Here is a 25,516-nt window from a genome sequence, read left to right as displayed (position 1 = left end):
GGCCTGCGGCCTGCGGCCTGCGGCCTGCGGCCTGCGGCCTGCGGCCTGCGGCCTGCGGCCTGCGGCCTGCGGCCTGCGGCCTGCGGCCTGCGGCCTGCGGCCGGTCGAGCCAGACGTCTCAGCCGAGAACCTGCTGGGTCACGACGATGTGTCCGGCATCGGGGTCGAGGACGCCGCCGAGCCGACTGAACGCGCCGTCGGTCAGATCAAGGCACTTGGGCTCCTGCGGGGTCTGGACGAACGTGCCGCGGTCGTTGACCCGAACGGTCAGGGACCGGCCGTTGGCGACGTTGGTGACCTGGACGCGCGTGCCGAAGGGCAGTTGAGGCTGACGGGACAGGGAGGTGGCGACCGTGTCGGCGTTGTTGTCGAAGACCTCGCCGCTGGCGGTCAGGGCACCGGGCGGCTGGGGGCCGTAGTGCGTGGCCCAGCACTGCTCGCCGCTCTGTTCCACGGGGGCGTTCCACTTCTGGTTGGCGGCGCCGGAGCAGGACCAGATCTGGACCCGCGCACCGTTCGCGGAGGAGCCGTCGGTGACGTCGAGGCACGTGTTCGCCGCGGGGTTGACGATGTCGTGGGCGGCGGTGACGGTCCATTGCTGGTTGGCGGCGCCCGTGCAGGACCACAGCTGGACCTTGGCGCCGTCGGCGGTGGAGTTGGCGGTGACGTCAAGGCATTTGCCCAGGGCGCGCAAGGTGTTGTCGGCGCCTGTGGTCCACTGCTGGGCGCTGGTGCCGTTGCAGTCGTAGAGCTGCACCGGGGTGCCGTCGGCGGTGCCGGCCCCGGCGACGTCCAGGCACTTGCCGGCGAGGCCCGTGACCGTGCCGGTCGCCGCGGCGGCGGGTGCCGCGGCCAACGGGCTGAGCAGCAAGGCCAGCAGGGCCATGACAGGACTACCGCGTAACGCGGCGGTGAGGAGGGAGGATCGATCAGCCATGGGGGGTTGGTAAGCCTTTCCGAGGTGGCATGTGGGTGGGTGTGGCGGACACCGACAGGTCGCACATCAGGACGACCTGACATTCGGAAAGTAAAAGGTCTATACCAAGTCCGTCAAGATGTGAACATGACAGTTTTCGCCTGCGGTCGGACGCCCGCACCTGCTCGCCGGGATGTTCTGGGCGGACCTGGAACGACACCACCCCGGGATCTCCGCCCTCCGCCTGCCCGACGGCGTTGCCCAAGAGCGGAAACAGCGGGCCCGCACAAGGCACCCACCGCCGAGATCGTCCCGCTGCTGCGGATCACACTTCGTCGACCAACGCCGAGCCGCACGTCCCGGCGAGGAGTGGCGAGAGCCGACCCATGCTGAGCAGGCCGACCTCCGCCGCGTTGCCGGGCTGGGCCGCGTGCGGCGCGGGCCTGGCCCGGTCGGTCGGGTTTCCGCGGCTGTGCTGTGCTCAGCTGTCGATCTCGTACTGGCCGACGGTGCGGAAGTAGCGGAGGGCTTCCGGGCTGCCGTCGTCGAGGACCGCCTGGATCGCGGCGTACATGGCGTCGCTGATGTTCGGGTCCGTGAGCATGTGGGTGATGTACGCGCGGTCGTCCTCGGCCTGCGCGAGCCGGTATCCGGTCCACCGGAAGTAGCTCAGGGTTTCGGCGGTACCGGCATCGAGGGCGGCGTTGGCCTCCGCCATCACCCTCTTGTCACCGTTCTGCGTGGCCACGTACAGGATGTGTGCCACGGCCACGGAGTCGTCCTCGACCTGGGCCTGGGCGTACCCCGTCTCCAGGAAGGCACGGAGCGCTTCCGGGGTACCGGCATCGAGGGCGGCGCTGGCCGCCTTGATCACCCGCTTGTCGCCGTTCTGGGTGGCCACGGCGAGGACATGGGCGACCGCGACGGAGTCGTCCTCGGCCTGGGCGAGGCGGCATCCCGTCTCCAGGAAGGCACGCATGTCCTCCGTCGTACCGCTCAGCGCCTTGTCGGCCTCGCGCAGCACGCCCGCCCCGGCGTCGTCGTCCGTGAGGATGTCCTGGATCGCGGCCCTGACCTGGTCGTCCGTCAGCTCGTCGACCGGGGTCCCGGTGCCGGCCGAGACGTCCGGGCAGGCCGTGGCAGGCGTGGTGGTGACGGGCGTGGTCGACGTGGACGAGTCGGCGGCGAAGGCCGGTGCGGTGAAGAGAAGGGCGGGCGTCAGAACGGTCGCGGCGATCAGCATCGCGGCGCGGCTCGGTCTCATGGATGTGCCTCCGTATTCGGTGGGTTGACCGGTACGAAGCATCCACATGCCAGGTGCACGGATCAACACGTTTCTCGGCTGCTGCGGCGGCGTCGGACGGTCCTCAACTGCCCACATGCGGTGATGAGTTCGGACATCACCGACGCCGGCGTGCGTTGTCCGTCCCGAGTGCTTGAACTTGGAGCACGCATGCGGACCCCCTGCCGACCAAGATCGCCGGACACAAGACCCGCGGCGCAACGCGCTCTTCAACGATCAGCTACGCCGTGCGAAGAGAATCGCCTGCGATGCTTTCTCCTCGGGGGTCAGCAGCATCTGGGCCTCGACCTCGAACCCGGCGTCGCGCAGCCAGGTGGCCACCTGGCCCGGCTGACGACGGTGGACATGGACCTTCATCGGATGGCCGCCGTAGCCCTCGGTCTTCAGGCGTGATTCGTCGCCGACGTGGAACAGGAGCTGCAGCGGTCCACCCGGCCGCAGTACCCGATGGAAGTGCCCGATCACAGACGGCACCTCGTCATCGGGGATGTGGATCAACGACTGCCAGGCCAGCAATCCGGCCACCGAGCCGGCAGGGAGGTCCAGGTCCGTCATCGAGCCCACCTCGAACCGCAGGCCGGGATGGTCGCGCCGAGCCACGGCGACCATCCCGGGAGAAAGGTCGATGCCGAAGGCGTCGACGCCGAGAGCGTGCAGGTGGGCGGTGACGTGTCCGGGGCCGCAGCCGATGTCCGCCACCGGCCCGCCGCCCGCGGCACGCACACTGTCGGCGAACAACGTCAGAGCCGCGCGCGGGTACTGCAGCCGGACAATGGCATCACGCACGAAGTCGGCGTAGCCAACCGCGACCGTGTCGTAGGAGGTTCGGGTGTCCGTCAACCAGTCGTCCGTCCACATGGTCGACACGCTAGTCCACTGGAACTGCTCGACCTGGCCGGCAGCCCGATCTGCCTCCGCAGCCTGCGAGTCTGGGAGGCGGCCGACCACCGCCTCGCTTTCTGCATGGCTGCGCAGGGTTGCTCCCGCCCGGCACACATCGTTCGCATCGCACGGTTCCCATTTCAGCGGCCTGTCTGGGAATTAAGACACTTGGCTTACAGCGTGGATGGTGGTTGCGTGCGCCGTATGCAAGATCTCGGTTCGACGAAGGCACAGATCCTGCTGACGGCGGAGCAGCTGATCGCCGATCGCGGCGTGGACGGCGTTTCGTTGCGGCAGATTGGGGCGGCAGCGGGCGCGGCGAACAATTCCGCCGTTCAGTACCACTTCGGTACGAAGGACGGCCTGGTCGAGGCGATCTTCACGCACCGCCTTCCCAGGCTTCACCGGCGGCGGACGATGCTGCTCGCCGACCGGCGCGCAGGCGATCTGCGCGGCTGGGTGGAGTGCCAGGTGACAGCGGTGATGGAGCAGAGCGAGGAGCCCGGCAGCCGCTATCTGGGGTTCGTGGCCGCTCTGCGGCAGGACGACCGCAGGGATGTGTTCGAGCGGATCCCGGCAGAGCTGCGAGCCTCCACCCGCGCCTTCCACGACCGTCTCGCTTCCCTACCCCCGCACCTGCCGGAGCAGTTGCGGGAGCACCGGGTGGCGCACGCCATGGTGCTTGTCGTCCGCGCGGGCGCCGACCGTGAGCTCGGGCACGCGCACGGCAGGGCCATGCTGCCCTTCACCGTGGAGGTTGCCGATCTCGTCGACGGAATCGTGGGGTTCCTCCTGGCACCCGCGTCGCCGGATGCTCTGGCCGCGTTCGACGGCAACGGCCTGCCGCCCGAGATCTGGCCGGACCTCCTGTGAGCCGACCCTCCAAGAACGGAGTCTCGATGTCCACGACCCGCGACGAAGGCTTCGCAGTGCTGCAGGAAATCCTTCCCGAAGTCATCTCGGGCAGCGGCGCACAGGCCGAGATCGACGGCGGAGGATTCGCGTTCGGCCTTGGTGAGCTGAGCCTGGAGAACGTCTTCGGGCGGCTGTGGACCAGGCCCGGCCTCGACCGGCGCTCCCGCAGTCTGGTCACCCTCGGCATCCTCATCGCGCTGCACGCCGAGGACGAGCTGAGGTTCCACTTCCCGGCCGGCCTGCGCAACGGCCTGACACGGGAGGAACTCGAAGAAGTCGTCTACCACGCTTCCGGCTACGCCGGTTTCCCCGCGGCGGCGACCGCCATGCGCATCGGGCACGAAGTGCTCGACCACCACACCGCAGAGCAGGACTGAGAAAGGCGGCAGCACGCAGACCGTGCGGGACAAGACGGCCGTCATCACCGGCGCAGGCAGCGGCATCGGACGCTCGACCGCTCTCTCCCTCGCCCGCCGTGGCGCGAACATCGTCGTCGCGGACATCAACGAGGCCGGGGCCCGCGCCGTCGCCGTCGAGATCACCCAGGACGGCGGTGCGGCGCTTGCGGTACACAGCGACGTCGCCCGCGAGTCCGCGTTCGAGGAGCTGAAGCAGACCGCGCTCGACCGTTTCGGCACGGTCGACATCGTGATGAACAACGTCGGCGTGCTCACCCGGGGCCGGCCGGACTACCTCCCCGTCGAGGAGTGGGAGCGGATCATCACGATCAATCTCTTCTCCGTCGTCCGCAGCAACGCCACGTTCCTGCCCCTGCTCATCCAGCAGGGCCACGGGCACATCGTCAACACCGCTTCCTTCGCGGGTCTGTTCACCTACGCCTACGACCGGCTTCCCTACGCGGCATCGAAAGCGGCAGTCGTACAGATCTCCGAGGGGCTGCGCCTCTACCTCCGGCCACGAGGTATCGGCGTGACCGTGTTGTGCCCGGGCCCCGTGGCCACCAACATCGCCGCCTCACTGCCGCCGACCTTCGGCCCCGAGGTGGGCACCCGCGGCCCCGGCGAGCAATTCGGCGTCCTCGACCCAGCCACCGTCGGGGAGCAAGTCGCCGAAGCGATCCTCACCGACCCCTTCATGCTCTACACCGACCCGCAGGTCTGCGACATCCTCGTCGAACGGGCCACCGACTGGAACGCCTTCATGGAACGCCAGACCGCGGCCATCGCCCAAAGCGGCCCCAGTCCTGCCGCGCAGGCCGCCGGCCCGCCGAACGACCTGTTCCGCATACATCAGGAGTGACGGGCGGCCAGATCCACGCCCCCGAAGTCGCTCTTCACTAGGCCGAGTCACCTTCCGGCGCTGCCCTCGCCAGATCTGTTGTCCACCACGCTGTCGCCCTCGGCTGGTGAGGGCCTCCTGGCGCTTCCACAGCGGGCGACGACTTGACCGGGCGTGGGGTTTCCCAGAAAGACCGCCGAATTCCTGCGCTCCCGCACCGAGCCGTCCTTCGCGTTCGGCTTCGGTGATCCGGTCGGCGAGATTGTCGCGGATCTCGATCAGCCGCGGCCTCTCGGCCGGGGAGACGATGAGGACTGGGCATCGGACGCATGCTTCTCCGAACTTCGGGAGCCTGCGTCGACCCGCCGGTCCACAGGAATCTGTCCCTCGGACCTGGCGTCGGAGACGTCGGACAGCACTGCGATCATCATCGGGTGCGTGGAACCGATGAGCTGATCAACGTGGACGACCCGGCCTGGCCCGAGCTTCAGGAGCTGTTCGCGGCCGGCACCGTTCCGGTAAAGGTGCTGCCCGTTGACCGGGGCGAGAGCCGTCGGTGCCTGCTGCAGATGCAGGTCACGGCGCGATCAGTGCTCGGCGCCGTGGCGTTGAACAGCGGCGGCCTGGTTCTCGATGACGGATGGGTGCGTGTGTTCGGCGGCGGGTCGGGCGAAGTCGACGGCAGCCTGCCAAGCCTTGCCCAGGTCAATGCGTTCCCCGCCGATTTCGATCCTGCCTGGCATCCGGCGAAGGGCCTGGTCGTCGGCCACGACGTGTTGGGCGGGGTGTTCGCGCTGAACAGCCACGATCCGGAAGCGGCGGGTCGGCCCGGTGTCCCAGGACAGATGACCTACTTCGCCCCTGACACGTTGGAGTGGGAAGCGATGGAGATGGGTCACTCGGTATGGATCTCCTGGATGCTGTCCGGACGGCTGGAGAATTTCTACGAAGGGCTGCGCTGGCCGGGCTGGCGTGAGGAGGCGGCCTCGCTGTCCTTCTCGCAGGGCCTCTCGGTGATTCCGTTCTTGTGGTCGCAGGAGGCTCAAGCGGATCTTGCGGCCACCACTCGCCGCGCCGTGCCGATGCGAGAAGTCCTCGGCGTCGCCGCTGACTTCGCCCAGCAGATGGGCCCGGCCGATCCGGGATTCCTTGGTGCGGTATAGGCCAGAGAGCCGACCGTTTCGATGAACTATCGTCGCTCGGGAGGTCATGGCGCTTCCCCTTGTAGATCTCGGAGGGTAGGCAGGCCAAGGCCGACGGCAGTGCCGTTGCGGGACCTGCGGTGAATTCGGGCGAGCTTGTCCTATGCGCCGGCGAGACCATCGCGGATTTCCTCCAACCGGCCGCGCTGTGCCGGGCCCGGCCGGAGGAGCGAGCAACGAACGCAAGCGTGTTCATGGACACAAGGACTTGAAATGGCACGAGCGCAGGTGCCGATGGAGGCCTTGCGCTTCTCGAAGTGCGCGAGGAAGGCGTCTCACTCCTCCTCGGTCGGTGTTCGGTGCCGATATCGCGCTGAGCAGAGGCATCGGCGGGTTCCAGACGCGCTCCTGGACGTCGTAGGAGGTCACGAGCGGGATCGCGCAGCTGCCTCCTCGCAGGCGGCGGACCATGGTGAAGAGGATGTCCGCCAGTTCCGGCGCGGCGAAGGCCCAGAAGGCTTCGGTCTCCTCGTAGGTGAGGTTCCGACGCCGCCCGGTCGAGGTCAGGTGCCCGGCGGCCTTGAGCGCGACGGCTCTACGCAAGGTTGCGGCGGTGTCGGGGATCAGATTCCCGGGCCGGGTTTGCTCGGCGGCAGCCAGTAGTTCGGCCGTGGCGCGTCGCTTGCGGTCGACGGTGTCGGCCGGCACCGGCAGGACGGGCAGCCGTTCGCGGGTGCGCTGGTCCATCCGGGCCTTGCGGTGTGCGGTGTTTGCGGTCCTGGGCCTTGCTGATCCCCTCGTCGCTGATCGGGCAGGGCACCACCTACGGCGCCCAGCGGACCGGCTCTTCCGCAGCCCAATGGGCGATGTAGTCGACTGTGCAATGACCCCCGCGGACATGGACCCGACGCAAGGTGCCGACCAGTTCCACGCAGTCATCGACGGTCATGCTCGTGATTGACCCGCCCTTGCAGGCCAGAAGCATCGCGATCCGGGTCGCCGCGATGGTGGCCTCGCCTCGGGCGCCGACCGGCCCGGACTCGGCCAGCTGCGCCAGGCTTGCGAACCCCTCGGGGCGCGGACCTCGGCCATGACCACAGCCAGGTACTTGTGGGTGGTTGGGGTGAGCATCCGGACCAGGTCAGGACGGATGACATCGCCGCAGACCAGCATTGGCTCGAAGGCTGGACAAACGGGGTGTCGGATGCCCGATGCTCTGCCTCGACCCTGCCCAGGTCCCGCGGCTGCCGGAGACCGAAGCCAGCACCCGCGAGCGCCGGCGGCAACAGGCCGAGCTCGGCGAGAGCGGCACCAAGGCTCTCGGGTGGGAATCCATCCGAAGCAGAAGTGTCCATTCCTCGTGGTTGCTTCAAGGTGCAGGGGTGATCAGCTCGGGGTCCGCAGCGTCTGCCGGAGCGTCTCAAAGGCGGTGGGACGCGGTCGGTCCGGCAGGAAGTCGCGGATGCGAAGGGCGCATTCCCGCGGGCTGCGGAGGCTGGTGTCGACGTCGAGGTCATGCAGCTCGTGAGAGTGCACCTGGCCGAATTGCATCGCGGCCAGTCCCGGTTGTCGGTCACCGCGCTCGATCTCGCGGCGTTCCAGCTCGGGCAGTGGACAGCGGACACCGACCAGCAGCGTGTCTTCGGGCACGAGCAGGTCGAGGAGGTCCAGTAGCCGCCAGCGGCGGCTGAACAGGTAGTCGACGACGAGGTTGTTGCCACCTGCGGCCATGCCGGCGACGGCGCGGTGGAAGCCCTTTACGGTGCGGTCGATCTCAGCCTGGAGATCTTCGTCCGCTATCTCACGTTTGCAGCGCATGGCGTGGAAGGCGTCCACCGGGATGTGGAACCACGTCCCGTCGAGGATGTCGAGGAGCTCCCGGGCAATGCTGGACTTGCCGGAGCTGGACGTCCCGTTGAGCAAGATGACCATGCCGCCGGCTGAGGTGTCAGGGATGCGCGCGTAGGCCGGGTCCGCCGTTCCCGCACCCTCCTCGGTTGGCATGGTGCCGTCCTTCCGCCCCCGGGCCTGACAGCCGCGACGCTTAGCTGAGTGTGCTGCCGTGATCATCCCAGGCGAAACGAAAGAGCGCCGCCCCTTTTCCGTGCCTCCGGTAGGTGCAGAGAAGCATCTTTGTCTCGCAGGGCAGAAAGCCTTCTTCGAAGGCCGCCGGACGGCCTTCCGTTCCTGGGTCGGCCTAGAACTTCTCCCGCACGCCGGGCAGCGAGGGCGCCCACGAGAAGGGCGGTGTTGCAGGTCCCGGCGTCGGGGACGGTAGCGGGCTTCGGTCTCGGGGAGTTCATCGACTGGTATCTCCGCCGTCGCTGTCGCGGGCCTTGCCGCCGGCAGCGGCATCGCTCACGCCGCAACGTGCTCCCAGTCCTGTCTGCCGCTGTCCGACTCGGTGGTTCCCTGACGGCGACGACCAATATGTGGCCGGAGCGGTATTCCGGCACGAAGACCGCCATCACCAAGGACGGGGTCGGAATGAAGCTGAAGAACGCGGTCTGCGCGGGCACGATCACGCTGATCTCGGCCCGCAGCGCGATCAAGACTGACTGGACCATGGTGCTGGCAGTCACCGGCATCGGTTGCCCCCTATACCCACGCGAACCGCCACCCCGCGACACGGCATCGGCGCGGTGAAACCGGTGGCGGCGCGTTGAGGCAGGGATGGGGGGTGCCCCGCGGAACCCGTTTCCCTGCGGTGGCGCTCCCGTTCCAGCGTGCGCCACCAAGCCGGAGGGGATCGGTCCGGCCGGCATCTGGACATCAGAGGCAGTCGGCAGCCAGGCGCCCAGTGCCTCCACGAGCGGCGCCCTACGGCCTGTGTCCGTCCGGGTCCCGTGCTGCTTGGGCTGGATCCGTCGACGGTCGTACGCCGGGTGTGCGTCCGCGCGCCCCACCCCGCGCGCTACGGCTCCGGCCAGGTAGGGCAACATCTGGGCATCCGTCGCCTGACCATGAGGGGCCGTCATGCTGTCCACCCGCCGTGCCATGCCGATCGTGGCGCTGTCCTGCCTGCTGCTCGCGGGCTGCAAATCCGGATCGCTGGGCGGCCTGTCGCCGTCCGGGAGCCCGACCGCATCGGGGACCGCCTCAAGCGCAAGCGGGGCGGGGGGTGGGGGCCGGGCGATCGCCGTGGGGGCCGGTCCGCAGAAGAAGTACACGGTGCAGCAGCAGCCGGCCGCCGGATCGTGCCACTACCACTATGAGAAGGGCGAGCCGCTGGAGGACCCGGCCTGCACCCCGGGCGCCATCTCGCCGGCCGTCACCCAGGCCAACCTGAAGACGACGATCTGCCGCAAGGGCGGCTACACCTCCGGTGTACGCCCCTCCACCTACGTCACCGGCAAGGAGAAGAAACTCAACGCCGCCTCCTACGACTACACCGGCGCGATGGGCGAAGCCGAGTACGACCATCTGATAAGCCTGCAACTGGGCGGCGACCCCAACGACCCGCGCAACCTGTGGGTCGAACCCACCGATCCGGGCCACAGGAACAGCCAGGGCGTCAACAACAAGAAAGACCCGGTGGAGACCAAGCTGCACACAGCGGTCTGCGCGGGCAAGGTCACCCTCGCCCAAGCGCAGCAGGCCATCGTCACCGACTGGACCACCGCCCTCACCACGCTTCACCTCAGCTGACACCCCGGCCCGGCCGGACGAACATCGTGCGGTACGCGGGGATGGCGTGCGATCGTGAGGGTGTCCGGGCCCGCTGCTTTCCCCCGTAGCCGCGGGCCTGGACTTGTGTCTCAGCGGGCAAGGGTCTCGGTGATGGGCTGGTCGAGGCAGGCCGTGAGGCACTCAGCGAGCGCCGCCTGCCCCGGGTCGCTGCTCGACTGGTAGAGGGCTACTCCACCGACATCACCGGCACCAGCCACGGCGTCTACGACACCATGACCGACCCCGGATCATCCCTCTTCCTCACTACCGCACCCACCCCCTGAGACCGGGCCGCCAGCTCCCAAGCCGGCATTTCGGCCGGCCGGTGTGCCGTACATTCGCTCCCACGGCACACCGGCCGGCTGGTCGCCCATCGCGCACCTGGCACACCGGCTCAGAAACCGGCTCCGGCAGCCTGGCCCCCACCCGGGCGAACGCCCAAACCAGTCCGCGGATACCCAGACCCGCCCCACACGCCGATGACAGGCGGACGACATGACAGCGCCGGACACCAGGACGGCCTCGCACACACGTCGTCGATGGCGTCGACCGCTCTTGACTGTCTGCAGCCTCGCCGGCCTCCTAAGCACCGCGGCATGCCAGCCAGCAGCAGTGTTCACCGTGGACAACAAGACATCCGAAGCACTGAGGCTTTACACCAGCGTGCCCTCGCCCACGGGCTCAAAGCCCGAAGTGCGGCCGCTGAAGGGGGTCGGACCAGGCAAAGACACCGGCCCTGACATCAACAACATACCCGGTCTGTACAGCAACAACTGCAGCGAACACGTCAGCCTCATCGCCATCGGAGCCACCTCGGGCAAGAGGTACGTCTACGGTCCGCCCGTGTGCAAGGGCAAGACCTGGACCATCGACGACTCAACCCCCTCTTCTCCGAGCACCGATCAGTAGCACGTCACCCCGGCCGGTGTGAGAGTTGCGACGGATGCTGAGTAGCCCGTCCCGGAACATCACGACCGCGAAGCGAATCATGATGCTGGCAGCAACGCCTCTCATCGCCTCTGTGTGTTTCTGGCCGATCCGCTGGCGCCAGCGATCCGTGCCCAAGCCCGGCCGCAGGTGCGCTTCGTCACCGATGGTGCGTCCCGGGGAAGGGGAGGGCGTACCACCGGTTGCCGGCGCGTACCTTCTGTTCAGCCTGGTCCGTCGCTGTCTCTCCGCCGTGGTGACGGGCCAGAGGCCTGCTCGGTGGGTGAGGGCGACGGTGACGGTGATGGGTTGGTCGGGGCAGGCGGCGAGGCGTTCGGTGAGCGCGGTCTACTCGGCGGGTCGACGGCCAGCTGGTAGCGGGTTTTGTCAGCGGCCCAGTCGGTGAGTAGGTGCACCAGTAGCCGGCATACGGCGGGAGCCACTCGGTCGGGTCCTTGTCCATCTTCGACCGTTCGCGGCCGCCGACACAGCGATCAGCGCCCGGGAGTCGGGTTCAATCAAGACGGAGATCCACAGGGATGGTCAGCACCCCGACCATCCCCGTCGACGTCACTGGCGCACTGATCTATGACGCGCAGGGCTTATTGGTGCCAGCGCCGGAAAGGTAAGCGTCGGAGATCCAGCCGAAATACTGTGCGTAGTGCACGGCGGACCAGGTCGTGTAACCGTTGACCGACTGGCCGATGCGGTAGCAGTTGAGGTCGACCCAGGCGCTCCAGGGGACTCGGACGATGAGCGAGCAATTGCTGCCGGGGCCGGTCCGCATTGCAACTCCGGTGGGGTAGGCCGGATCCCGGTTGATTACCTGCGCAGTGCCCGTGTCCTTGTCAGGCGCGGTCGGCCCGCAGGTAACTGCTGCAGCAGCCGGCGAGGCGGTGGCGAGGGAGATGCCACCGGTGGCCAGCGCAATGGCTGCGAGTCCGGCACCGAATTTGTGTCGACTCTTCATACAGATCCTTTGCTCGAGCGGAATTTTTACTGATCTCCCAGGCTGCGAAACCTAGGACCGTTCACGTGGTCGTTGACCGTGTCCTGGCCCAGCCGCCGAATCGGGATGACCGCCAGGCAGGTTCATCTACGGTGCGTCCCAGACCTTGTGGAAACCTTGCGCACGAGCCGCAACTCGCGCACTGGAACGGCATCCGCGCCTCGGTCGACAGCCCGCTGAGGCCCTCCAGCAGATCGGCGGGTCGGTCTTCTTGTCCGGATGACTGGCGGTGACGTCTACCGTTACTGAGCGCCGCTGAGGCGCCGTTGGTGGGCGGTGACCAGGGTGCGCCACCGTTGGCGGGCGGCTGGTTCGCCGTCGACCCATCGGGTGCCGGACGGATGAGCGGGAGCCACGCAGGCCGTCTCACACCAGGACCGCGGGCGAGCCTGCCGTCCTTTATGGGGATTCTTGAAAATCACCATGTCTACTCGTCGCCCCACTTGGTCCGGAGTCCAACGGAGTGGGGCGTTTCAACGAGTGGGGCGCGAGTTGTCGGCGGAGGGTCGCTCGTTCGTGCCGGCCGTGCTGGCCGGTTCACGGGCGTCTGCGGCCCCTGGACCCGGCTGACTTGTTGAGCGGCCCCTCCCGGGCGTGGCTGCAGAGAGCTTGATGGCACGATGGGCTCCGCCGTCCCCTCCGGGCCGTCGGAAGTCCGCCATGCCGGTCTCCCATGGTGACGCAATTCGGTTGAGCCGATGGCTGGCGGGCTCGGCCCGGTCACAGCAGGCCGGGCTGCTGCCATTCGGTGCCGAGGACGTGGTGGTCGAGGAAGTTGAGGAACGTCTCGTACCACAGGCGCGTGTGGTTCGGCCTCAGGATCCAGTGGTTCTCGTCCGGGAAGTAGAGGTACTTCGCGGGGACTTCGTGCCGCTGCAGTTCCTGGAAGAGAGTGGCACCCTGTCCGACGGGCACGCGGTAGTCCTTGGCGCCGTGGATGACCAGCATCGGGGTGCGGATCTTCGCGACGTCCAGGTGCGGAGAGTCGGCCTCGTACCGTTCGGGGCGGGTCAGTGGGTCGCCGAAGATCCGCTGGAAGTACCAGGGCACATCGGTGTCGCCCTGAAACGTTCGCAGGTCCCACAGACCTGCATGGCTGATGATCGCTTTGAACCGGTCTGTGCTGGTGGCGACCCGGTTTGCCATGTACCCGCCGTACGAGCCGCCCGCGAGCGCCGTACGTGAGGCATCGATGTCGTTGCGGGCCTCGGTCGCGTCGGTCAGCGCGATCACATCCGTGTAGGGGCGCCCGCCCCACTGCCCCCAGCCGCGCCGGTGGTTGATCTGCCCGTAGCCTGTCGACAGGGCCGGATCCGGCAGCAGTACGGCATAGCCGCGCGCGGCGAACGGCCACGGGTTCCACCGCCAGGTCCAGCCGTTCCAGCTGGACTGCGGTCCGCCGTGGACGGCGACGAGCAGCGGAGCGGGCCGCTCGGCGGACGCGCCCTCCGGCAGCACGAGCCAGGCGCGCAGCACGAACCCGTCGTCGGCCTCCGCGTGCACCTCGGTGAGCGTGCCGGGCAGTTCCCCCACGCCACCGGGGGCGGGCAGCCGGGCCGGAGTCTGGTCGACGACGTCGGCGTCGATCCGGACGGGCGTCGGCGGCGCGTCGACCGCGTGGCGCAGGGCGTAGAGCGTCCGCCCGTCGGGGGCGACGGTCAGCGAGCCGTACGCGCCCGAAGCGGTGAGACGCGTGACGCCACCATCTGGGTCGCGCCGGAAGACGGGGGCGTGCCCCTGCTCGTCGGATGTGAAGAAGAGCGTGTCGTCCGTTGGCGAACAGGCCACATTACCGGGCCAGTTGTCGAACCCGGGCAGGAGGTCCCGCACCGCGCCGTCGGCCAGGTCGACCCGGATGAGAGTCGCTTCCCAGGGGTCGTCGTATGTCGGGTAGCGCATCCGGCAGCACACGACGGCCGAGCCATCGTGTGTGAACCGCGGCGCCTCGTAGAGGTGTTCCAGATCACCGACGACGTGGATCTCCTCACCGCTCACCGCGTCGGCCACTATCACGGCGGTGCGATGCTCGTCCGGGACCCGCCCGGGCACGAACCGGCGGTACGCGACCCGTGTGCCGTCCGGCGACAACGCCGCATCCCCCGGGTCCTCCAGACCGATCCCCTGCCCACCGGCGACCACCGGTTCCGCGCCAGCACCGGCACGGACGAACGTGTGCGGCTCCGCCGGGCCGAGGTCGTGGTCCCAGGCGCGGGTCGGGCCGGCCTCGTACAGGATCGCGGTGACCTTCGCGTCCTTTCGCGCCGCGAGCAACTTGCCGTGCGTCTCGGCGTCGGCGGCACCCGGCAGCAGCCCGGCGGTGTGGCACAGCGCGCCAGAGTCCCGGGCGACGGTGACTGCGGCGATCCCGCCTGGGTGCCGGGCCACGACGACGGCCTCTCCGCGCGGCGGCAGCGCCCACAGCGCGGCGCCCTCGTCCTCGTCGCCGTCCGAAGCGGCGCGTCCGGACAGGAAGTACAGCGTCCCGTCCGGACCGAACACCGGCCCCGACTCACCCTTGTCGGACCGGGTCAGTCGCAGGGCGTCGCGCTCCCCGGTCGGATCGATCTCCCACAGGCCGGACACAAACCGCGTCCCGTCCCCGGACAGCAACTGCACGGCGGCGACGAGACGAGAGCCATCGACGGACAAGGCAAGGGTGTTGACGCGGGGGCAGGCGACGAGGGCGGACAGGTCACGGAAGGTGGACGCACCACCGGAGGACTCGGTCATGCGGGCGATTGTCGCCCGCGCGCGACGCGGACGGCCAGGGAGCATGACGTCCCGGCGTCGGAAGCCCGCACCGGGGCGCCCCCGTCAGCGGGCGCCTCCGTCGCCCGCAGCAGGCGTCCCGAGCCGCATCCGTCCCATCCCGTCCGCAGGTCAGCGGGCCGTGGGTGAGGAGGCAAGGTGAGCGGGTCTGGGGGAGCCCTGAGCGCAGAGCGGGGAAATTCAGGGTTCTGTCAGCGATCTCGTGAAGGCCGAGGTCAAGGGGTTGTGTCGTCGGGAATGCCCTGGTCATGGGGGATGTCTGCTTATCGGCCGAGGGCGTGTTCTTTCCCGGGATTCGTGGTGTGCGGGTGGAGTGTGTGGATGCGCTCGTGGGCTGGACACTGGTCCGTCTGTCCAGCACATGCTCCTCGAGAGCGTGTCCGGACTGCGGTGTCGCATCCCGCCGGGTCCACAGCCGCTACGGTCGCCGGCTGGACGACTGTCCCGTCGCCGGCGGGCCGGTACTGGTTCGGCTGACCGTCCGCCGGTACTCCTGCGATACCCCAACCTGCCGACGCCAGACGTTCGTTGAGCAGGTTGACGGTGTGAGCGGGCCCTACCAGAGGGCCAGCTCAAGCCTGCGCTTCGTGCTTGGTTCCGTGGCGGCCGAGCTGGGTGGACGGCCTGGGGCACGGCTGTGCCGAAAACTCTCGGTTCCAGCAGGCCGGATGCGGCTCCTCGGGCATCTGCATGCTCCGGCCGTGCCCGACCGGGCCCCACGCGTGCTCGGCGTGGACGAGTTCGCCTTCCGCCGCGGCCGTCGCTACGGAACGATCCGCGTCGACGTCGAAACCCATCAGCTCGTCGACGTCCTGCCAGACCGGAGCTCCGAGACGCTGGCTTGGCTCCGTGACCATGCCGGTGCCGAGATCGTGTGCCGGAACCGGGCCAGTGCCTACACCCGTGCCGTCAAGGAGGCCGCCCCTGGCGCCACGGAGGTGGCTGATCGCTGGCACCTGCTGCGCAACCTGTCTCTCGCTGTCGAACGGGTCTGCCACGAACACCGCGTCTGCCTGCGGAGATACGCTGAACAACAGCGGCAGGCCCAACCGCGGCAGCTCACCTTGGAGCTCGGGCCGACCACGCTGATCATGGACCGGGTCCGACGCCGGCACGAGGTGATCAGCAGGATGGTCGAGACCGGCTACCCGATCAGTGAGATCGCTCGCCGTCTCGGACTCGACCGCAAGACCGTCCACCGCTACCGCGACACCGACTTCGACGTTCTGCTCGCCTCAGCCAGCGACCGACGGAACGTGCCCCTCTACCGCTTCAAGTCCTACCTCCAGGCCCAGTTCGCCGCTGGCCACACCAACGCCAAAGAGTTGTACGGCCAGATCTGCGAACGCGGCTTCTCCCGGCGGCTACTCAACGCTCTCCCGCTACGTGCGAACCCTGCGCGACGGCACCGCCGTTTCTGCCCCCGCACCGATCCCGAGCCCACGCACCATCAGCGGATGGATCATGCGGCCACGCGAAAAGCTCACACCGCGTCAAGCCGCTGAGCTGGAACGCGTCCGGCTGGCCTGACCGGACATCACAGAAGCGTGCAACATCGCCCGCGCCTTCACCGACCTCGTCCGAAACCGCCGGGGCCATCTGCTCACCGAGTGGATCCGCCAGGGCGAACAATGCGGTCAGCCGTCGATCCGGTCCTTCGCCGGCTTCCTCCGGCAGGACCTCGACGCCGTCACCGCCGGACTTACGCTCGCCTACAGCCCGGGCGTAGTCGAAGGACATGTCTGCAGAGTCAAGCTCCTCAAGAGAAGCATGTACGGTCGCACGTCCTTCGCGCTCTTGCGAGCTCGCATCCTGGCACGGCCCTGACCTCGGCTTTCATGAGATCGCTGCCAGAACCCTGAGTGGCCGCCTCTGCTCGCCTCCTCACTTGGTTGCGGTTTCAACCGCGGGTGGGTCCCGGTGGAGCGGCGTGGCCGCCTTCTGCTCCGCAAAAGGCGATCAACTCCCGTATCGTGCACGGTAATCTCGCCGGGGTGAATGGTCTCGCACCCATTGGTCCACCGGAGATCCTCGCTTCGCTCGGTGTGTCCTTCCAGCTGCACGAGCACCCTCACGTGACCAGCCCTGTGGAGGTCTGTGCCGCGTTGGGCGTTCCGCTGGAGCGAACCGTCAAGACTTTGGCATTCGTCACCCCCGAGGACCGTCTCCTGCTGGCGGTGCTGCCCGGCCATGCACGGCTGAGGTACGGCGCCCTCGCCCGCGCAGCCGGGATCCGCCGAGACGACTTGTCTCCCGCCGATGCCGGGCGGCTGGCGCGGGCGGGGATGCAGCCGGGCGGGGTGTGCCCCGTGTCCGCGGACCGGGCTGCGACGGTGGTGTTCGACGAGACGGTCAGTAGTCTGGGACGTGTGCACTGCGGCAGCGGCCGGCGCGACAGCAGCATCGAGATCGAGGCGGCGGAGCTCATGGCCGCCGTCCCAGGGGCCGCTACGGCGTCGATCGGCAGCCTCCCGGCGGACGGGCCGGCATGACGACTGTCCGCGACGCCACGCCCTCGGACGCCGATGACATCTACGGTCTGCTGAGCGGGTTCGTGACGAGCTACCGGCCCGATCGAGCGGTCTTCGACGGCGCCACGTTTCCGCGGATCATCGAGGCTGCCTCGGACGGCGGCGCCGAGTTCCTGGTCGCCGAGCAGGACTCGTGCGTGGTCGGGTACCTGCTCGCGGTACGCATGCCCACCCTGTTCGCCGGCGGAACGATCCTCGAACTGCTCGAACTCACCGTGGCCGAGACCATGCGGGGCCGCGGTGCGGGTTCCGCGCTGATCCGGGCCGCGCAGGCGAAGGCCCGGGAGGCGAAGGACATCGAGGTGACCGTGCCGACCCGCAGAGCGGCCGACTTCTACCGCACTCTGGGGTTCCACGAGACCGCCGTTCATCTCAAATGGTCCACCACATGATCGAGAATCTGCCGACGAATCGGCCGGGCGAGACGGGCATTGAAACCATGCAGATCCAGGGGGCAACGGCACTGGTGACCGGCGCGAACCGGGGGCTCGGACAGGTGATGGCCCGGCTGCTCCTGCAGCGCGGCGCACAGCACGTCTACGGCGGGGCCCGCGACCCGCGGTCGGTCCTCGAGCCCGGCGTGATCCCGGTCCGCCTCGACATCACCGATCCCGCCCAGGTGGCCGCGGCAGCCGAGACATGCTCCGAGGTGACCTTGCTGGTCAACAACGCCGGCGTCCTTACCGACAGCCCCCTGCTGGCCGCGCCCGACCCGGCCGCGGCCCGTGCGGAGATGGAGGTCAACTACTTCGGCACGCTCGCCATGTGCCGTGCCTTCGCCCCGCTGCTCATAGGCAACCCACCCGGCGCTATCGTCAACGTGCTGTCCATCGCGAGCTGGTTCACCAACCCTGCGATGGGCTCCTACAGCGCCTCCAAGGCCGCCGCCTGGGCCCTGACCAACGGGATCCGCGGCGAACTTCACGACACCGGCGTCCTCGTCGTCGGCGTGCACTGCGGCTACATCGACACGGACATGGCCGCCCATGTCACCGGCCCCAAGAACACCCCGGAAGCGATCGCGGAGCAGACTTTCGCCGCCGTCGAAGCGGGCGAGACGGAAGTCCTCGCCGACGAACGCACCCGACAGGCCAAGGCAGCCCTCGGACTCACTCCCGGCACAACAGCTTCCGTCCGGCGCCCGTAACACCCCCCTCCGTAACGGCGTGTTCCACGCCACGGACCACCGAGGGAAGAGGCGGAGCAACTTCCCCGACACCGGCCACCTCGCAGGGTGGAGAACAAGAACACGCCCTCGGCCGATAAACAGACATCCCCCATGACCAGGGCATTCCTGTCGGCACAACCCCTTGACCTCGGCCTTCACGAGATCGCTGACAGAACCAAATTCAGGAAGCGCCATCATCCTCGGCAACGGCGCGGAGCGGTGAGGAGAGTGGTGAGGTGGGGGAGAGAAGACCCTCGGCGCACTGCGGGTGGTGCGATCGTACGCCGCGAGGGCCGGGTCGGCTGGGCGGTGGACTGGCAGCTTGAACCACACCGCCACACCGCCGCAGCGTCCGCGCGCTGCGCGATTTGGGCTTGGTGGAGGAGCCGACCGGGAAATGCGTCCTGAGCTGTCAGCACGCGAGGGCCGCGCCATTCGGCGGGCGGGCCGCCCGTCCGCGGACGGCCACGACGTGCTCGCCTTCGCCCGCGCCCTGCCGGACCCGGCACTGTCCCCACCGGCGGCGGCCGCACACCTGGTGGAGCTGCTGCCGTCGCAGATGTACCTCACCCTCGTGCGGGCTGGGGAGGTGAAGGCGGCGCCGGCCGACGGCCTGGTGGAACAGGTCCGCGACGCCCGTGCACGATCGTGTCGCGTGGCGGTGGCGGCTGTATCTGACCGCGGTGCAGATGCAGTCGGTGGCGTATCTGCTGTGGCTGCGGCAGGTCACCGGGTCGGCGGCGGAAGTGCGTCGTTTCAGCCGTGACTACGACATCCCGTTCCCGGCCGATGGACTGGTGCTGTTCTCACCCGGCGCAGCAGGGCGACCATGAACCGTTCGAGCCGCTGTGCGCCGTCATCACGGTGTCGCTGGGCCCGTCTCCGCCGCCGGGACCTCGCCCCGTCCACGGGGTGCTCAGGGCGGTCCGGGCGATGAGGTCCCTCCTCGAAGGGCCCGATCACCGCGGCCGCCAGCTGGCCTGCGGCCCGAACGATCTTACGAGCTGGTGCGTGATAGCGGGTGAGACGTGTCTGGCCTGGTCGTTGCCTGCTCTCAGAAGCTGATCGTGCGGTCGGAGACGAGGCCGGCGATGGCTCGGTAGGTGTCGGGCAGGCGGTCGCGGCGGTGGGCCCAGCGCATGGGTTGCTTCCAGCGTTTGTGATCTGCCAGGGCGTGTTCGACCGTGATGCGGTCGGACGAGTGCCCGTGACGGTCACGTTCCCACTGTTCGAATCGCCCGGGCAGTGCTCCGGGCCGTGGTTTCCTTGGCGGGGTGATCGCCTGGCCTGGGTGATCCCGGCTCAGGCCGAGGCAGCCGTCGTCCAGGAGGACCTCCACTTCGGGGAAATGCTGGAAGCAGGCGGCGATGCCTTCGTTGCGGGTGGCGGTGGCATCGCGCATACGGCCAGGTCGCAGGGCATCGGTCCATAACGTGGGCCACGCCAGTCGGCGATCACGGTGGCCTTCATCGTGTTCTGCTTCTTCTTGCCCGAGACGAACGCGCGCCGTCCGCCGCGGCCGGCCGGTGGCCTGCGGACCTGGATCTCGGTGGCGTCCGGCCGCAGTTCGATGCCCTCGGCCTGGGCGTAGGCGAACACATCCGCCAGTGTCCGAAGACGCAGGCCAGGGCATTCGGGGACCGCGCACCCTCGCTCGGCCAGGAGCGCACGTACCTCTCCGATTGCGCGGGAAATGGTGGAGCGGTCGACCCCGAACAGCAGCCCAAGGACTGCGTGCGGGAGGTCGTGCCGCAGATGTATGAGGGTGGCCACCAGCCGGTCGACGAAGACAAGTCGGTGGCGGGCGCCGGCTCCCTCGGCCCGTTTCCTGACCCCGCCCCGTGCTGCATGGCGGCGTCCCTCGACGCCGGCCTGCCATGGCACGGCCAACTCCTCGACCAGACAGGCCAGATGACGCTGGGAGACTCCGGTGAGCAGTCGATGTGCAAGAACCGCCCGATTGACCGTGATCGCCACCGGGATCATGCCACCCACCAGCCGGAACGTCTCACCCGCTATCACGCACCAGCTCGTTACGCGGCCATCCGACGTGACGTCCCGCACCGGGACATCGAACCGTCGCGGAGACCCTGTGCCGACGAGATGGCGCGCGGGCCTCGCGGCGTCGACTTCATCACGGTTGACGGGAGCGCGCCCGAACACCCCAACCGCTCCAAGGCATTAGCCAAGACAGGGCCAGGCCGCCGGGAAGTGCCGTCCGTTGCGGTGACCGCCATCTGGCGTTCATCTCTGTCTCACCGCTCCGGTCGACTGTGCTTCCTAGCGTCCGTGAGTGCGTGCACCGCTGACCTGCCGCAGTCCCCTGCCAGGTTCGGAGCGCTGCTGTCCGGTCGGTGTGCGACTGCACCCGACGACGCGAAAGGCCCCTGGAATGTCCGAAGAGCCCCAGCAAACCAGAATCTCTCGTCGCAACGCGCTCGGCCTGTTCGGCGCGACAGTGTCCGGCGCCGCCGCCGGGCCACTGGTCCTCGGCGCAGGAACCGCCGAGGCGGTTCCTGCGAAGTCGGAGGTCACCGGTCTCACCACCGGCTCGGCCACCACCCCCGTCCAGGGCCTGCACCTGACCTTCGGCGCCGACCCACGCAGCCAGATGGTCGTCTCGTGGGTCACCGACGCGGCCGTCAAGAACCCTCGGGTCGTCTACGGCACGCTGAGTGGCGGCTTCGGCTCCACAGTGCACGCGACGACGAAGACCTACGTGGACGGCACCTCCGGGCGGACCGTCTGGGTCCATCACGCGCTGATCAGCAAGCTCAAGGCCGACACCGACTACCTGTACGCGGCCCAGCACGACGGCGCCACCCCCGACGCCGGCACCTTCCACACGGCGCCGTCCGGCCGAGCTCCGTTCACCTTCACCAGCTTCGGCGACCAGGGTGCGCCCAGTGTGACGTGGAAGACCGGAGCGAACCCGGCCGACGCCTCGGGCCGGGACTTCGAGCCCAACGCCACGCCCGCCGCTGCCGACATCGTCACCGGCATCGAGAAGGTCGGCCCGCTGTTCCACCTCCTCAACGGCGACCTCTGCTATGCCAACACCGGGCCCGACCGCATCCGCGTCTGGCACGACTTCCTCGCCAACAACAGCCGCTCGGCGCGATTCCGTCCGTGGATGCCGGCCGCGGGCAACCATGAGATCGAGCTGGGCAACGGCAAGCTCGGTCTCGACGCGTACCAGACCTACTTCGAGCTGCCCTCGACCGAGACCCAGCCCGAACTCGACAACCTCTGGTACTCCTTCACCGTCGGCTCGGTGAAGGTGATCTCCCTGCAGAACGACGACATCGCCCTGCAGGAGGGCGGCGACATCTACATCAACGGCTACTCCGGCGGTCGGCAGCTCGCCTGGCTGGAGCAGGAACTCAAGTCGGCACGGGCTTCGAAGGCCATCGACTGGATCGTCATCTGCATGCACCAGGTGATGATCAGCTCGGCGACCGCCGCGAACGGCCCCGATGTCGCGCTGCGCGCGGCGTACGGCCCGCTCTTCGACAAGTACGGCGTCGACCTGGTGGTATGTGGCCACGAGCACGACTACGAGCGCTCGTTGGCGGTGCGTGGCGTCGTCCCCGGCAGCGTCACCCTCACACCCAACCCGAGTCAGACCGCACTCGACGTGATCGAGAGCGAGCATGGCACCACTCACATGGTCCTCGGCGGTGGCGGCGTGTCCGGCATCACCAACAACAGCTTCACCACCGACGACGCCGACGGTCACGGTCATCACTCGGCATACGTCCAGATGGAGCACGTCGGCAAGTTCAACTCGGTGAAGGAGAAGGAGACGGCGGTCTGGATCGGCGTCCGCGACGCGGAGCATCCGTACGGCTTCGCCGAGTTCGCCGTCGACCCGGGCCGTCACCCCGGTGACATGACCCGCATCCACGTCACCTACTACAACATCATCACGCCCACAGGTGAGCTGTCGGTCTTCGAGAAGTTCACGCTCCAACGCCGTCGTAGTGACGGCGGGCACAGCCAGCACTGACCCACCGCGACTAGGGCGTGTCTCTTTGGTGTGCTGATCAGTTGGTCGGCTGTGTCTGTCCGGTTACTGATCACTGATGCGATGTGGGACCGGATCAGCCGCTGATGCCGGCTGATCCGGCCCGTGGACGACGGTGGGCCGACCACCGCCGCACTCTTGAGGCCATCGCGTGGAAGTACCGCACCTGCTCGCCCTGGCGGGACCTGCCCCACGAGCTCGGCGCGTTCCAGACCGCTCACAAACGCCTGATCAGATGGGCTGCCGACGGCACTTGGCAACGAATCTTCGCTGCCGTCCTCGCCGAGGCGGACGCTGCCGACGAAGTGGGCTGGGCCGTGTCGGTGGACTCCACAGTCTGCCGCGCTCACCAGCACGCGGCCGGAGCCCGGAAAAGGGGCGCCCGACACGGATGAACCCACCGATCACGCGCTCGGACGCTCCCGTGGCGGCCTGAGCACGAAAGTCCACATCGCCAGTGACAGCCAGGCACGGCCCCTCGCTGTCCACGTCACCGCAGGCCAGGCTGGTGACGCGCCAGTCTTCGAGGCGGTCATGGCCCGCATCGGAGTCCCGCGCATCGGCCCGGGCAGGCCACGCACCCGACCCGACGTCGTCCTTGCCGACCGCGCTTACTCATCCCGGGCAATTCGCGGGCATCTTCGCCGCCGAGGCATCCGGGCCGTCATCCCGCAGCCCTCTGACCAGATCGGACACCGCCTTCGACGAGGCCGGGCAGGTGGTCGTCCACCCAGCTTCCACGCGGATGCATACAAGCAACGCAATGCCGTCGAGCGGTGCATCAACCGCCTCAAGCAGTGGCGGGGCCTGGCCATGCGAGCAGACGAACTCGCCACCGCCTACGAAGGGGCACTCCAGTTCGCAGCCATCCTGATCTGGACGCGATGACAGAAAGCCGAGGACACGCGCTCCCAGAAGAACGCCTGATCAGGACCTGGCTGCGGCGTCGACCACCTTCACCCTGCAGCCCGAGCACGTCCCTGATCTCCTCGCGACAAACAGATGCCGATAGACCGTCACCTGGCGCCGCGGAATGCCACAGAGCGTCGCGTCATCCGCCAAGGCAGGCTTGCGGCGCCGGCGGCCGCGCCGGGAGCGGATCGGCGGTTTGCCCTTCACCAGCGGGATGAGGGCTTGGCTGTCGTGCAGGTTCGCGGCGGAGATACCGACGGACAGGGGCAGACCGCTCCGGTCGGTGATCAAATGGATCTTCGAGCCGTACTTCCCCCGGTCCACAGGATTCGGGCCTGTCAGCTCTACTTTTTCAGCGCGCGCACGTTCACCGAGTCGATGGCGCAGCGGGACCAGTCCAGCTCGCCGCGGGCGCCGAGCTCGTCGAGGACCAGGCGGTGGAGCCTCGCCCACGCTCTGGCCTTCGACCATTCCGTGAAGCGTCGGTGAGCCGTCGCCCCCGATGGCCCGACGAGGCAGAGGGCAGTTGCTGCCAGGTGCAGCCCGAGGTGGCCACGAACACGATCGCAGTCAGGACTTCCCGGTCCCCGTGCCGACGCCGACCTCCTCCTTGCGGACGGGTCGGCGCCTCCGGCACCAGCCGCTGGACGATCTCCACACCCAGAGGCTGTCGAGCGAGCCAAATGAGATGGCCTGTCAGTGACTGCTCTCGGCTGATTGCCGACGCGGAGGTCCCTCTCGCGGAGCAATTGGCCGGGGTCCCGGAGCGCAAGTGCGTGAAGTCGCCATGTCCAGAACGCCGATGGATCTCGGCCTTCTGCGGTGACAGTGCATCACCAACTCGACGCCGTAGTCGGGAGCGGAAATGGAACAAGGAGTCGTTCAGCGCGTCAGCCACCCTGATGACCTCCGCGCGGACCAGCATCCGGTCAAGGCAGTGCATCGACCCCGCGTTCGAGACGCTTGTCTGGTATGGCGCCTTGCAGGCGCTTCGCAGTATGAAGCCGTTGCTGTGCGCATCACCGATATGAAGTGCAGGCTGAAGAAACTTGAGGTGGCCGAACAGCGGCAACGGCGAAGGTCGGCACCTCTCAAAACCCAGTACAGCTATGCCGTCATACCCATGGGGTCGTTTCTCATCGAACAGGTGCGGATGCGGCACGGTACTCTCGCCCTGACCTTGGACACGTACGGCTTTGCCATGGAAGTGGACTGGGAGAACGCGTGTGTCCCGGCAGGTCGTCCGTCGTCGAATACGCGTGAGGAAATCATGACCCGGTTGGATGCTTCGCCCCCTGCCATAGTGCATCAGGCGGGCGAAAAAAATGTGCAGCGGATGTGCGAGCGGTCTGTGCTCGGTGTGCTGCCTCGCAGGTCAGAGCCGGTATGCGGAAGTGTGTGGACCGTCCAGGCAGGATACTTCGTTCGTGCCGGTGGCCTCCTGGGCCTGACCTGCACTGCTGTTGACCTGGGCAGATGCACTGGCACAGGCGAAGAGGCTCGATCTTCAGCATCGGGACACCTCACCTCGGTGGGGCCGGCAGGAGTTGCCGTGGTCAACGGGTCCTGCCGCGGTCGGCGCTTGCGGGGAGGCGCAAGGAAGTGGGCACCCTCGGGGCTTGGGGCGAGCGTGAGTGTGCCGTGCTGTGCGGTGGCGATGCGTTCGGCGTTGTCGAGGAGGTTGCCGAGTACGCGGGCCAGGAGTGCCTGATGACCGTGTACGGGGATCGGTTCAGGGTGGATGTGCGCGGTCAGGGCGAGGTGGGGCGGCAGTCTCCTGCGGCCGGTCTCGCCGCGGACGAGGTCGGCAAGGTCGAATGCAGGGTGTCGTCGTTGGCGGCGCGCACGACGTGAGGCCGGTCGGCGGTGAACTGGTGCTGCTGTTCGACGGAACTCTGCAGGCGGTCGAGGGTGGTGTTCATGGTGCCGGCGAGCAGGGAGATCTCGCGCCCGGATCGCGGCACGGTGACCAAGGCGCGAATGCTGTTCAAATGCCCAGGTTGCGGCTGGTTCACAAGGTTTCCACAAGGTCGGTGGCGCACCGTTTGGCGTGCAAGGCGAAGCGCCGCCGAGTGGTCATCGGTGCCGCTTCGCAAACCAGGAATGG

Annotated in this window: 22 protein-coding genes and 3 pseudogenes; 15 read left to right on the top strand and 10 right to left on the bottom strand. The window is 68.2% G+C overall.

Annotation, left to right across the window (positions count from 1 at the left end; all coding sequences use genetic code 11):
* Window positions 1–118: 118 nt before the first annotated feature.
* The 3 genes from ACWGKQ_RS37770 to ACWGKQ_RS37760 all read right to left on the bottom strand — a co-directional run bounded on the left by ACWGKQ_RS37770 (window position 119) and on the right by ACWGKQ_RS37760 (window position 3,077).
* Window positions 119–886: a lectin gene (locus ACWGKQ_RS37770; protein WP_453296561.1), complete on the bottom strand. Its 768-nt coding sequence runs from the start codon at window positions 884–886 to the stop codon at window positions 119–121.
* Window positions 887–1,397: 511 nt separating this feature from the next.
* On the bottom strand, window positions 1,398–2,180 hold the full coding sequence (locus tag ACWGKQ_RS37765) for an ALF repeat-containing protein (protein ID WP_453296556.1): 783 nt from the start codon (window positions 2,178–2,180) through the stop codon (window positions 1,398–1,400).
* Window positions 2,181–2,435: 255 nt separating this feature from the next.
* Window positions 2,436–3,077: a class I SAM-dependent methyltransferase gene (locus ACWGKQ_RS37760; protein WP_453296555.1), complete on the bottom strand. Its 642-nt coding sequence runs from the start codon at window positions 3,075–3,077 to the stop codon at window positions 2,436–2,438.
* Window positions 3,078–3,269: 192 nt separating this feature from the next.
* On the opposite strand from ACWGKQ_RS37760, the gene ACWGKQ_RS37755 reads away from it, so the two are divergent.
* The 4 genes from ACWGKQ_RS37755 to ACWGKQ_RS37740 all read left to right on the top strand — a co-directional run bounded on the left by ACWGKQ_RS37755 (window position 3,270) and on the right by ACWGKQ_RS37740 (window position 6,418).
* Window positions 3,270–3,974 (top strand): TetR/AcrR family transcriptional regulator, encoded by a 705-nt coding sequence (locus tag ACWGKQ_RS37755; protein ID WP_453296554.1) that lies wholly within the window; start codon window positions 3,270–3,272, stop codon window positions 3,972–3,974.
* 26 nt (window positions 3,975–4,000) lie between these two features.
* Window positions 4,001–4,393: a carboxymuconolactone decarboxylase family protein gene (locus ACWGKQ_RS37750; RefSeq protein ID WP_453296553.1), complete on the top strand. Its 393-nt coding sequence runs from the start codon at window positions 4,001–4,003 to the stop codon at window positions 4,391–4,393.
* A 22-nt stretch (window positions 4,394–4,415) separates the two neighbouring features.
* A complete protein-coding gene (locus tag ACWGKQ_RS37745; RefSeq protein WP_453296552.1) occupies window positions 4,416–5,276 on the top strand; it encodes an SDR family oxidoreductase in 861 nt (286 codons plus the stop codon).
* 413 nt (window positions 5,277–5,689) lie between these two features.
* Window positions 5,690–6,418, top strand: coding sequence for a DUF2625 domain-containing protein (locus ACWGKQ_RS37740; RefSeq protein WP_453296551.1), 729 nt, complete (start codon window positions 5,690–5,692; stop codon window positions 6,416–6,418).
* Window positions 6,419–6,649: 231 nt separating this feature from the next.
* On the opposite strand, the gene ACWGKQ_RS37735 is transcribed toward ACWGKQ_RS37740, so the two are convergent.
* The gene (locus ACWGKQ_RS37735) at window positions 6,650–7,144 is read right to left on the bottom strand and encodes a hypothetical protein (protein ID WP_453296550.1); all 495 of its coding nucleotides are present in this window, start codon (window positions 7,142–7,144) and stop codon (window positions 6,650–6,652) included.
* Window positions 7,145–7,783: 639 nt separating this feature from the next.
* The gene (locus ACWGKQ_RS37730; protein ID WP_453296549.1) at window positions 7,784–8,401 is read right to left on the bottom strand and encodes a phosphotransferase-like protein; all 618 of its coding nucleotides are present in this window, start codon (window positions 8,399–8,401) and stop codon (window positions 7,784–7,786) included.
* 483 nt (window positions 8,402–8,884) lie between these two features.
* On the opposite strand from ACWGKQ_RS37730, the gene ACWGKQ_RS37725 reads away from it, so the two are divergent.
* From ACWGKQ_RS37725 to ACWGKQ_RS37715, 3 genes are all read left to right on the top strand, one after another.
* A complete protein-coding gene (locus ACWGKQ_RS37725) occupies window positions 8,885–9,043 on the top strand; it encodes a hypothetical protein (protein WP_453296548.1) in 159 nt (52 codons plus the stop codon).
* A 330-nt stretch (window positions 9,044–9,373) separates the two neighbouring features.
* Complete coding sequence (locus ACWGKQ_RS37720; protein ID WP_453296547.1) at window positions 9,374–10,045, top strand: hypothetical protein; 672 nt, start codon at window positions 9,374–9,376, stop codon at window positions 10,043–10,045.
* 633 nt (window positions 10,046–10,678) lie between these two features.
* Window positions 10,679–10,975, top strand: a complete 297-nt coding sequence (locus ACWGKQ_RS37715) for a hypothetical protein (RefSeq protein WP_453296546.1) — start codon at window positions 10,679–10,681, stop codon at window positions 10,973–10,975.
* A gap of 604 nt (window positions 10,976–11,579) precedes the next feature.
* On the opposite strand, the gene ACWGKQ_RS37710 is transcribed toward ACWGKQ_RS37715, so the two are convergent.
* Together ACWGKQ_RS37710 and ACWGKQ_RS37705 are read right to left on the bottom strand one after the other, a co-directional pair.
* The gene (locus tag ACWGKQ_RS37710) at window positions 11,580–11,963 is read right to left on the bottom strand and encodes a hypothetical protein (protein ID WP_453296545.1); all 384 of its coding nucleotides are present in this window, start codon (window positions 11,961–11,963) and stop codon (window positions 11,580–11,582) included.
* 759 nt (window positions 11,964–12,722) lie between these two features.
* Window positions 12,723–14,732, bottom strand: a complete 2,010-nt coding sequence (locus ACWGKQ_RS37705; protein WP_453296544.1) for a S9 family peptidase — start codon at window positions 14,730–14,732, stop codon at window positions 12,723–12,725.
* Window positions 14,733–15,019: 287 nt separating this feature from the next.
* Here ACWGKQ_RS37705 and ACWGKQ_RS37700 point away from each other — a divergent pair, with 287 nt between their 5' ends.
* The 6 genes from ACWGKQ_RS37700 (at window position 15,020) to ACWGKQ_RS37675 (ending at window position 19,303) form a co-directional block, all read left to right on the top strand.
* Window positions 15,020–16,276 (top strand): ISL3 family transposase, encoded by a 1,257-nt coding sequence (locus ACWGKQ_RS37700; RefSeq protein WP_453296543.1) that lies wholly within the window; start codon window positions 15,020–15,022, stop codon window positions 16,274–16,276.
* A gap of 31 nt (window positions 16,277–16,307) precedes the next feature.
* A complete protein-coding gene (locus ACWGKQ_RS37695) occupies window positions 16,308–16,598 on the top strand; it encodes a transposase (protein ID WP_453296560.1) in 291 nt (96 codons plus the stop codon).
* Window positions 16,599–16,633: 35 nt separating this feature from the next.
* The gene (locus ACWGKQ_RS37690; RefSeq protein ID WP_453296542.1) at window positions 16,634–17,263 is read left to right on the top strand and encodes an aminoacyl-tRNA deacylase; all 630 of its coding nucleotides are present in this window, start codon (window positions 16,634–16,636) and stop codon (window positions 17,261–17,263) included.
* Window positions 17,260–17,694, top strand: a complete 435-nt coding sequence (locus ACWGKQ_RS37685) for a GNAT family N-acetyltransferase (protein ID WP_453296541.1) — start codon at window positions 17,260–17,262, stop codon at window positions 17,692–17,694. Before ACWGKQ_RS37690 ends, ACWGKQ_RS37685 begins: the two co-directional genes overlap by 4 nt.
* Window positions 17,691–18,449, top strand: coding sequence for an SDR family oxidoreductase (locus ACWGKQ_RS37680; RefSeq protein ID WP_453296540.1), 759 nt, complete (start codon window positions 17,691–17,693; stop codon window positions 18,447–18,449). Before ACWGKQ_RS37685 ends, ACWGKQ_RS37680 begins: the two co-directional genes overlap by 4 nt.
* A 659-nt stretch (window positions 18,450–19,108) precedes the next feature.
* Window positions 19,109–19,303 (top strand): DUF6417 family protein, encoded by a 195-nt coding sequence (locus ACWGKQ_RS37675; RefSeq protein WP_453296539.1) that lies wholly within the window; start codon window positions 19,109–19,111, stop codon window positions 19,301–19,303.
* 221 nt (window positions 19,304–19,524) lie between these two features.
* Here the strand turns inward: ACWGKQ_RS37675 and ACWGKQ_RS37670 are convergent.
* A pseudogene (locus ACWGKQ_RS37670) lies at window positions 19,525–20,456 on the bottom strand (transposase family protein).
* Between the two features lie 406 nt (window positions 20,457–20,862).
* On the opposite strand from ACWGKQ_RS37670, the gene ACWGKQ_RS37665 reads away from it, so the two are divergent.
* Complete coding sequence (locus tag ACWGKQ_RS37665) at window positions 20,863–22,479, top strand: purple acid phosphatase family protein (protein ID WP_453296538.1); 1,617 nt, start codon at window positions 20,863–20,865, stop codon at window positions 22,477–22,479.
* A 51-nt stretch (window positions 22,480–22,530) separates the two neighbouring features.
* Window positions 22,531–23,385 (top strand): annotated as a pseudogene (locus ACWGKQ_RS37660) (IS5 family transposase).
* A gap of 39 nt (window positions 23,386–23,424) precedes the next feature.
* Here ACWGKQ_RS37660 and ACWGKQ_RS37655 read toward each other — a convergent pair.
* Together ACWGKQ_RS37655 and ACWGKQ_RS37650 are read right to left on the bottom strand one after the other, a co-directional pair.
* Window positions 23,425–24,109 (bottom strand): annotated as a pseudogene (locus tag ACWGKQ_RS37655) (IS5 family transposase).
* A gap of 1,051 nt (window positions 24,110–25,160) precedes the next feature.
* Window positions 25,161–25,400 carry a hypothetical protein gene (locus ACWGKQ_RS37650; RefSeq protein WP_453296537.1) on the bottom strand — a complete coding sequence of 80 codons (240 nt, stop codon included), beginning with the start codon at window positions 25,398–25,400 and terminating at the stop codon, window positions 25,161–25,163.
* Window positions 25,401–25,516: the final 116 nt, after the last annotated feature.

This window comes from Streptomyces sp. NPDC054770, from assembly GCF_053611985.1.
The sequence above is the reverse complement of the archived record's forward strand: the minus strand, read 5'-3'. Positions and strand labels throughout refer to the sequence as shown.

Coding starts and splice junctions, on each gene's coding strand:
- ACWGKQ_RS37770 (WP_453296561.1), bottom strand. CDS start 886: ATGGCCCTGCTGGCCTTGCTGCTCAGCCCGTTGGCCGCGGCACCCGCC.
- ACWGKQ_RS37765 (WP_453296556.1), bottom strand. CDS start 2,180: ATGAGACCGAGCCGCGCCGCGATGCTGATCGCCGCGACCGTTCTGACG.
- ACWGKQ_RS37760 (WP_453296555.1), bottom strand. CDS start 3,077: ATGTGGACGGACGACTGGTTGACGGACACCCGAACCTCCTACGACACG.
- ACWGKQ_RS37750 (WP_453296553.1), top strand. CDS start 4,001: ATGTCCACGACCCGCGACGAAGGCTTCGCAGTGCTGCAGGAAATCCTT.
- ACWGKQ_RS37735 (WP_453296550.1), bottom strand. CDS start 7,144: ATGGACCAGCGCACCCGCGAACGGCTGCCCGTCCTGCCGGTGCCGGCC.
- ACWGKQ_RS37730 (WP_453296549.1), bottom strand. CDS start 8,401: ATGCCAACCGAGGAGGGTGCGGGAACGGCGGACCCGGCCTACGCGCGC.
- ACWGKQ_RS37725 (WP_453296548.1), top strand. CDS start 8,885: ATGAAGCTGAAGAACGCGGTCTGCGCGGGCACGATCACGCTGATCTCG.
- ACWGKQ_RS37720 (WP_453296547.1), top strand. CDS start 9,374: ATGCTGTCCACCCGCCGTGCCATGCCGATCGTGGCGCTGTCCTGCCTG.
- ACWGKQ_RS37710 (WP_453296545.1), bottom strand. CDS start 11,963: ATGAAGAGTCGACACAAATTCGGTGCCGGACTCGCAGCCATTGCGCTG.
- ACWGKQ_RS37705 (WP_453296544.1), bottom strand. CDS start 14,732: ATGACCGAGTCCTCCGGTGGTGCGTCCACCTTCCGTGACCTGTCCGCC.
- ACWGKQ_RS37700 (WP_453296543.1), top strand. CDS start 15,020: ATGGGGGATGTCTGCTTATCGGCCGAGGGCGTGTTCTTTCCCGGGATT.
- ACWGKQ_RS37685 (WP_453296541.1), top strand. CDS start 17,260: ATGACGACTGTCCGCGACGCCACGCCCTCGGACGCCGATGACATCTAC.
- ACWGKQ_RS37680 (WP_453296540.1), top strand. CDS start 17,691: ATGATCGAGAATCTGCCGACGAATCGGCCGGGCGAGACGGGCATTGAA.
- ACWGKQ_RS37665 (WP_453296538.1), top strand. CDS start 20,863: ATGTCCGAAGAGCCCCAGCAAACCAGAATCTCTCGTCGCAACGCGCTC.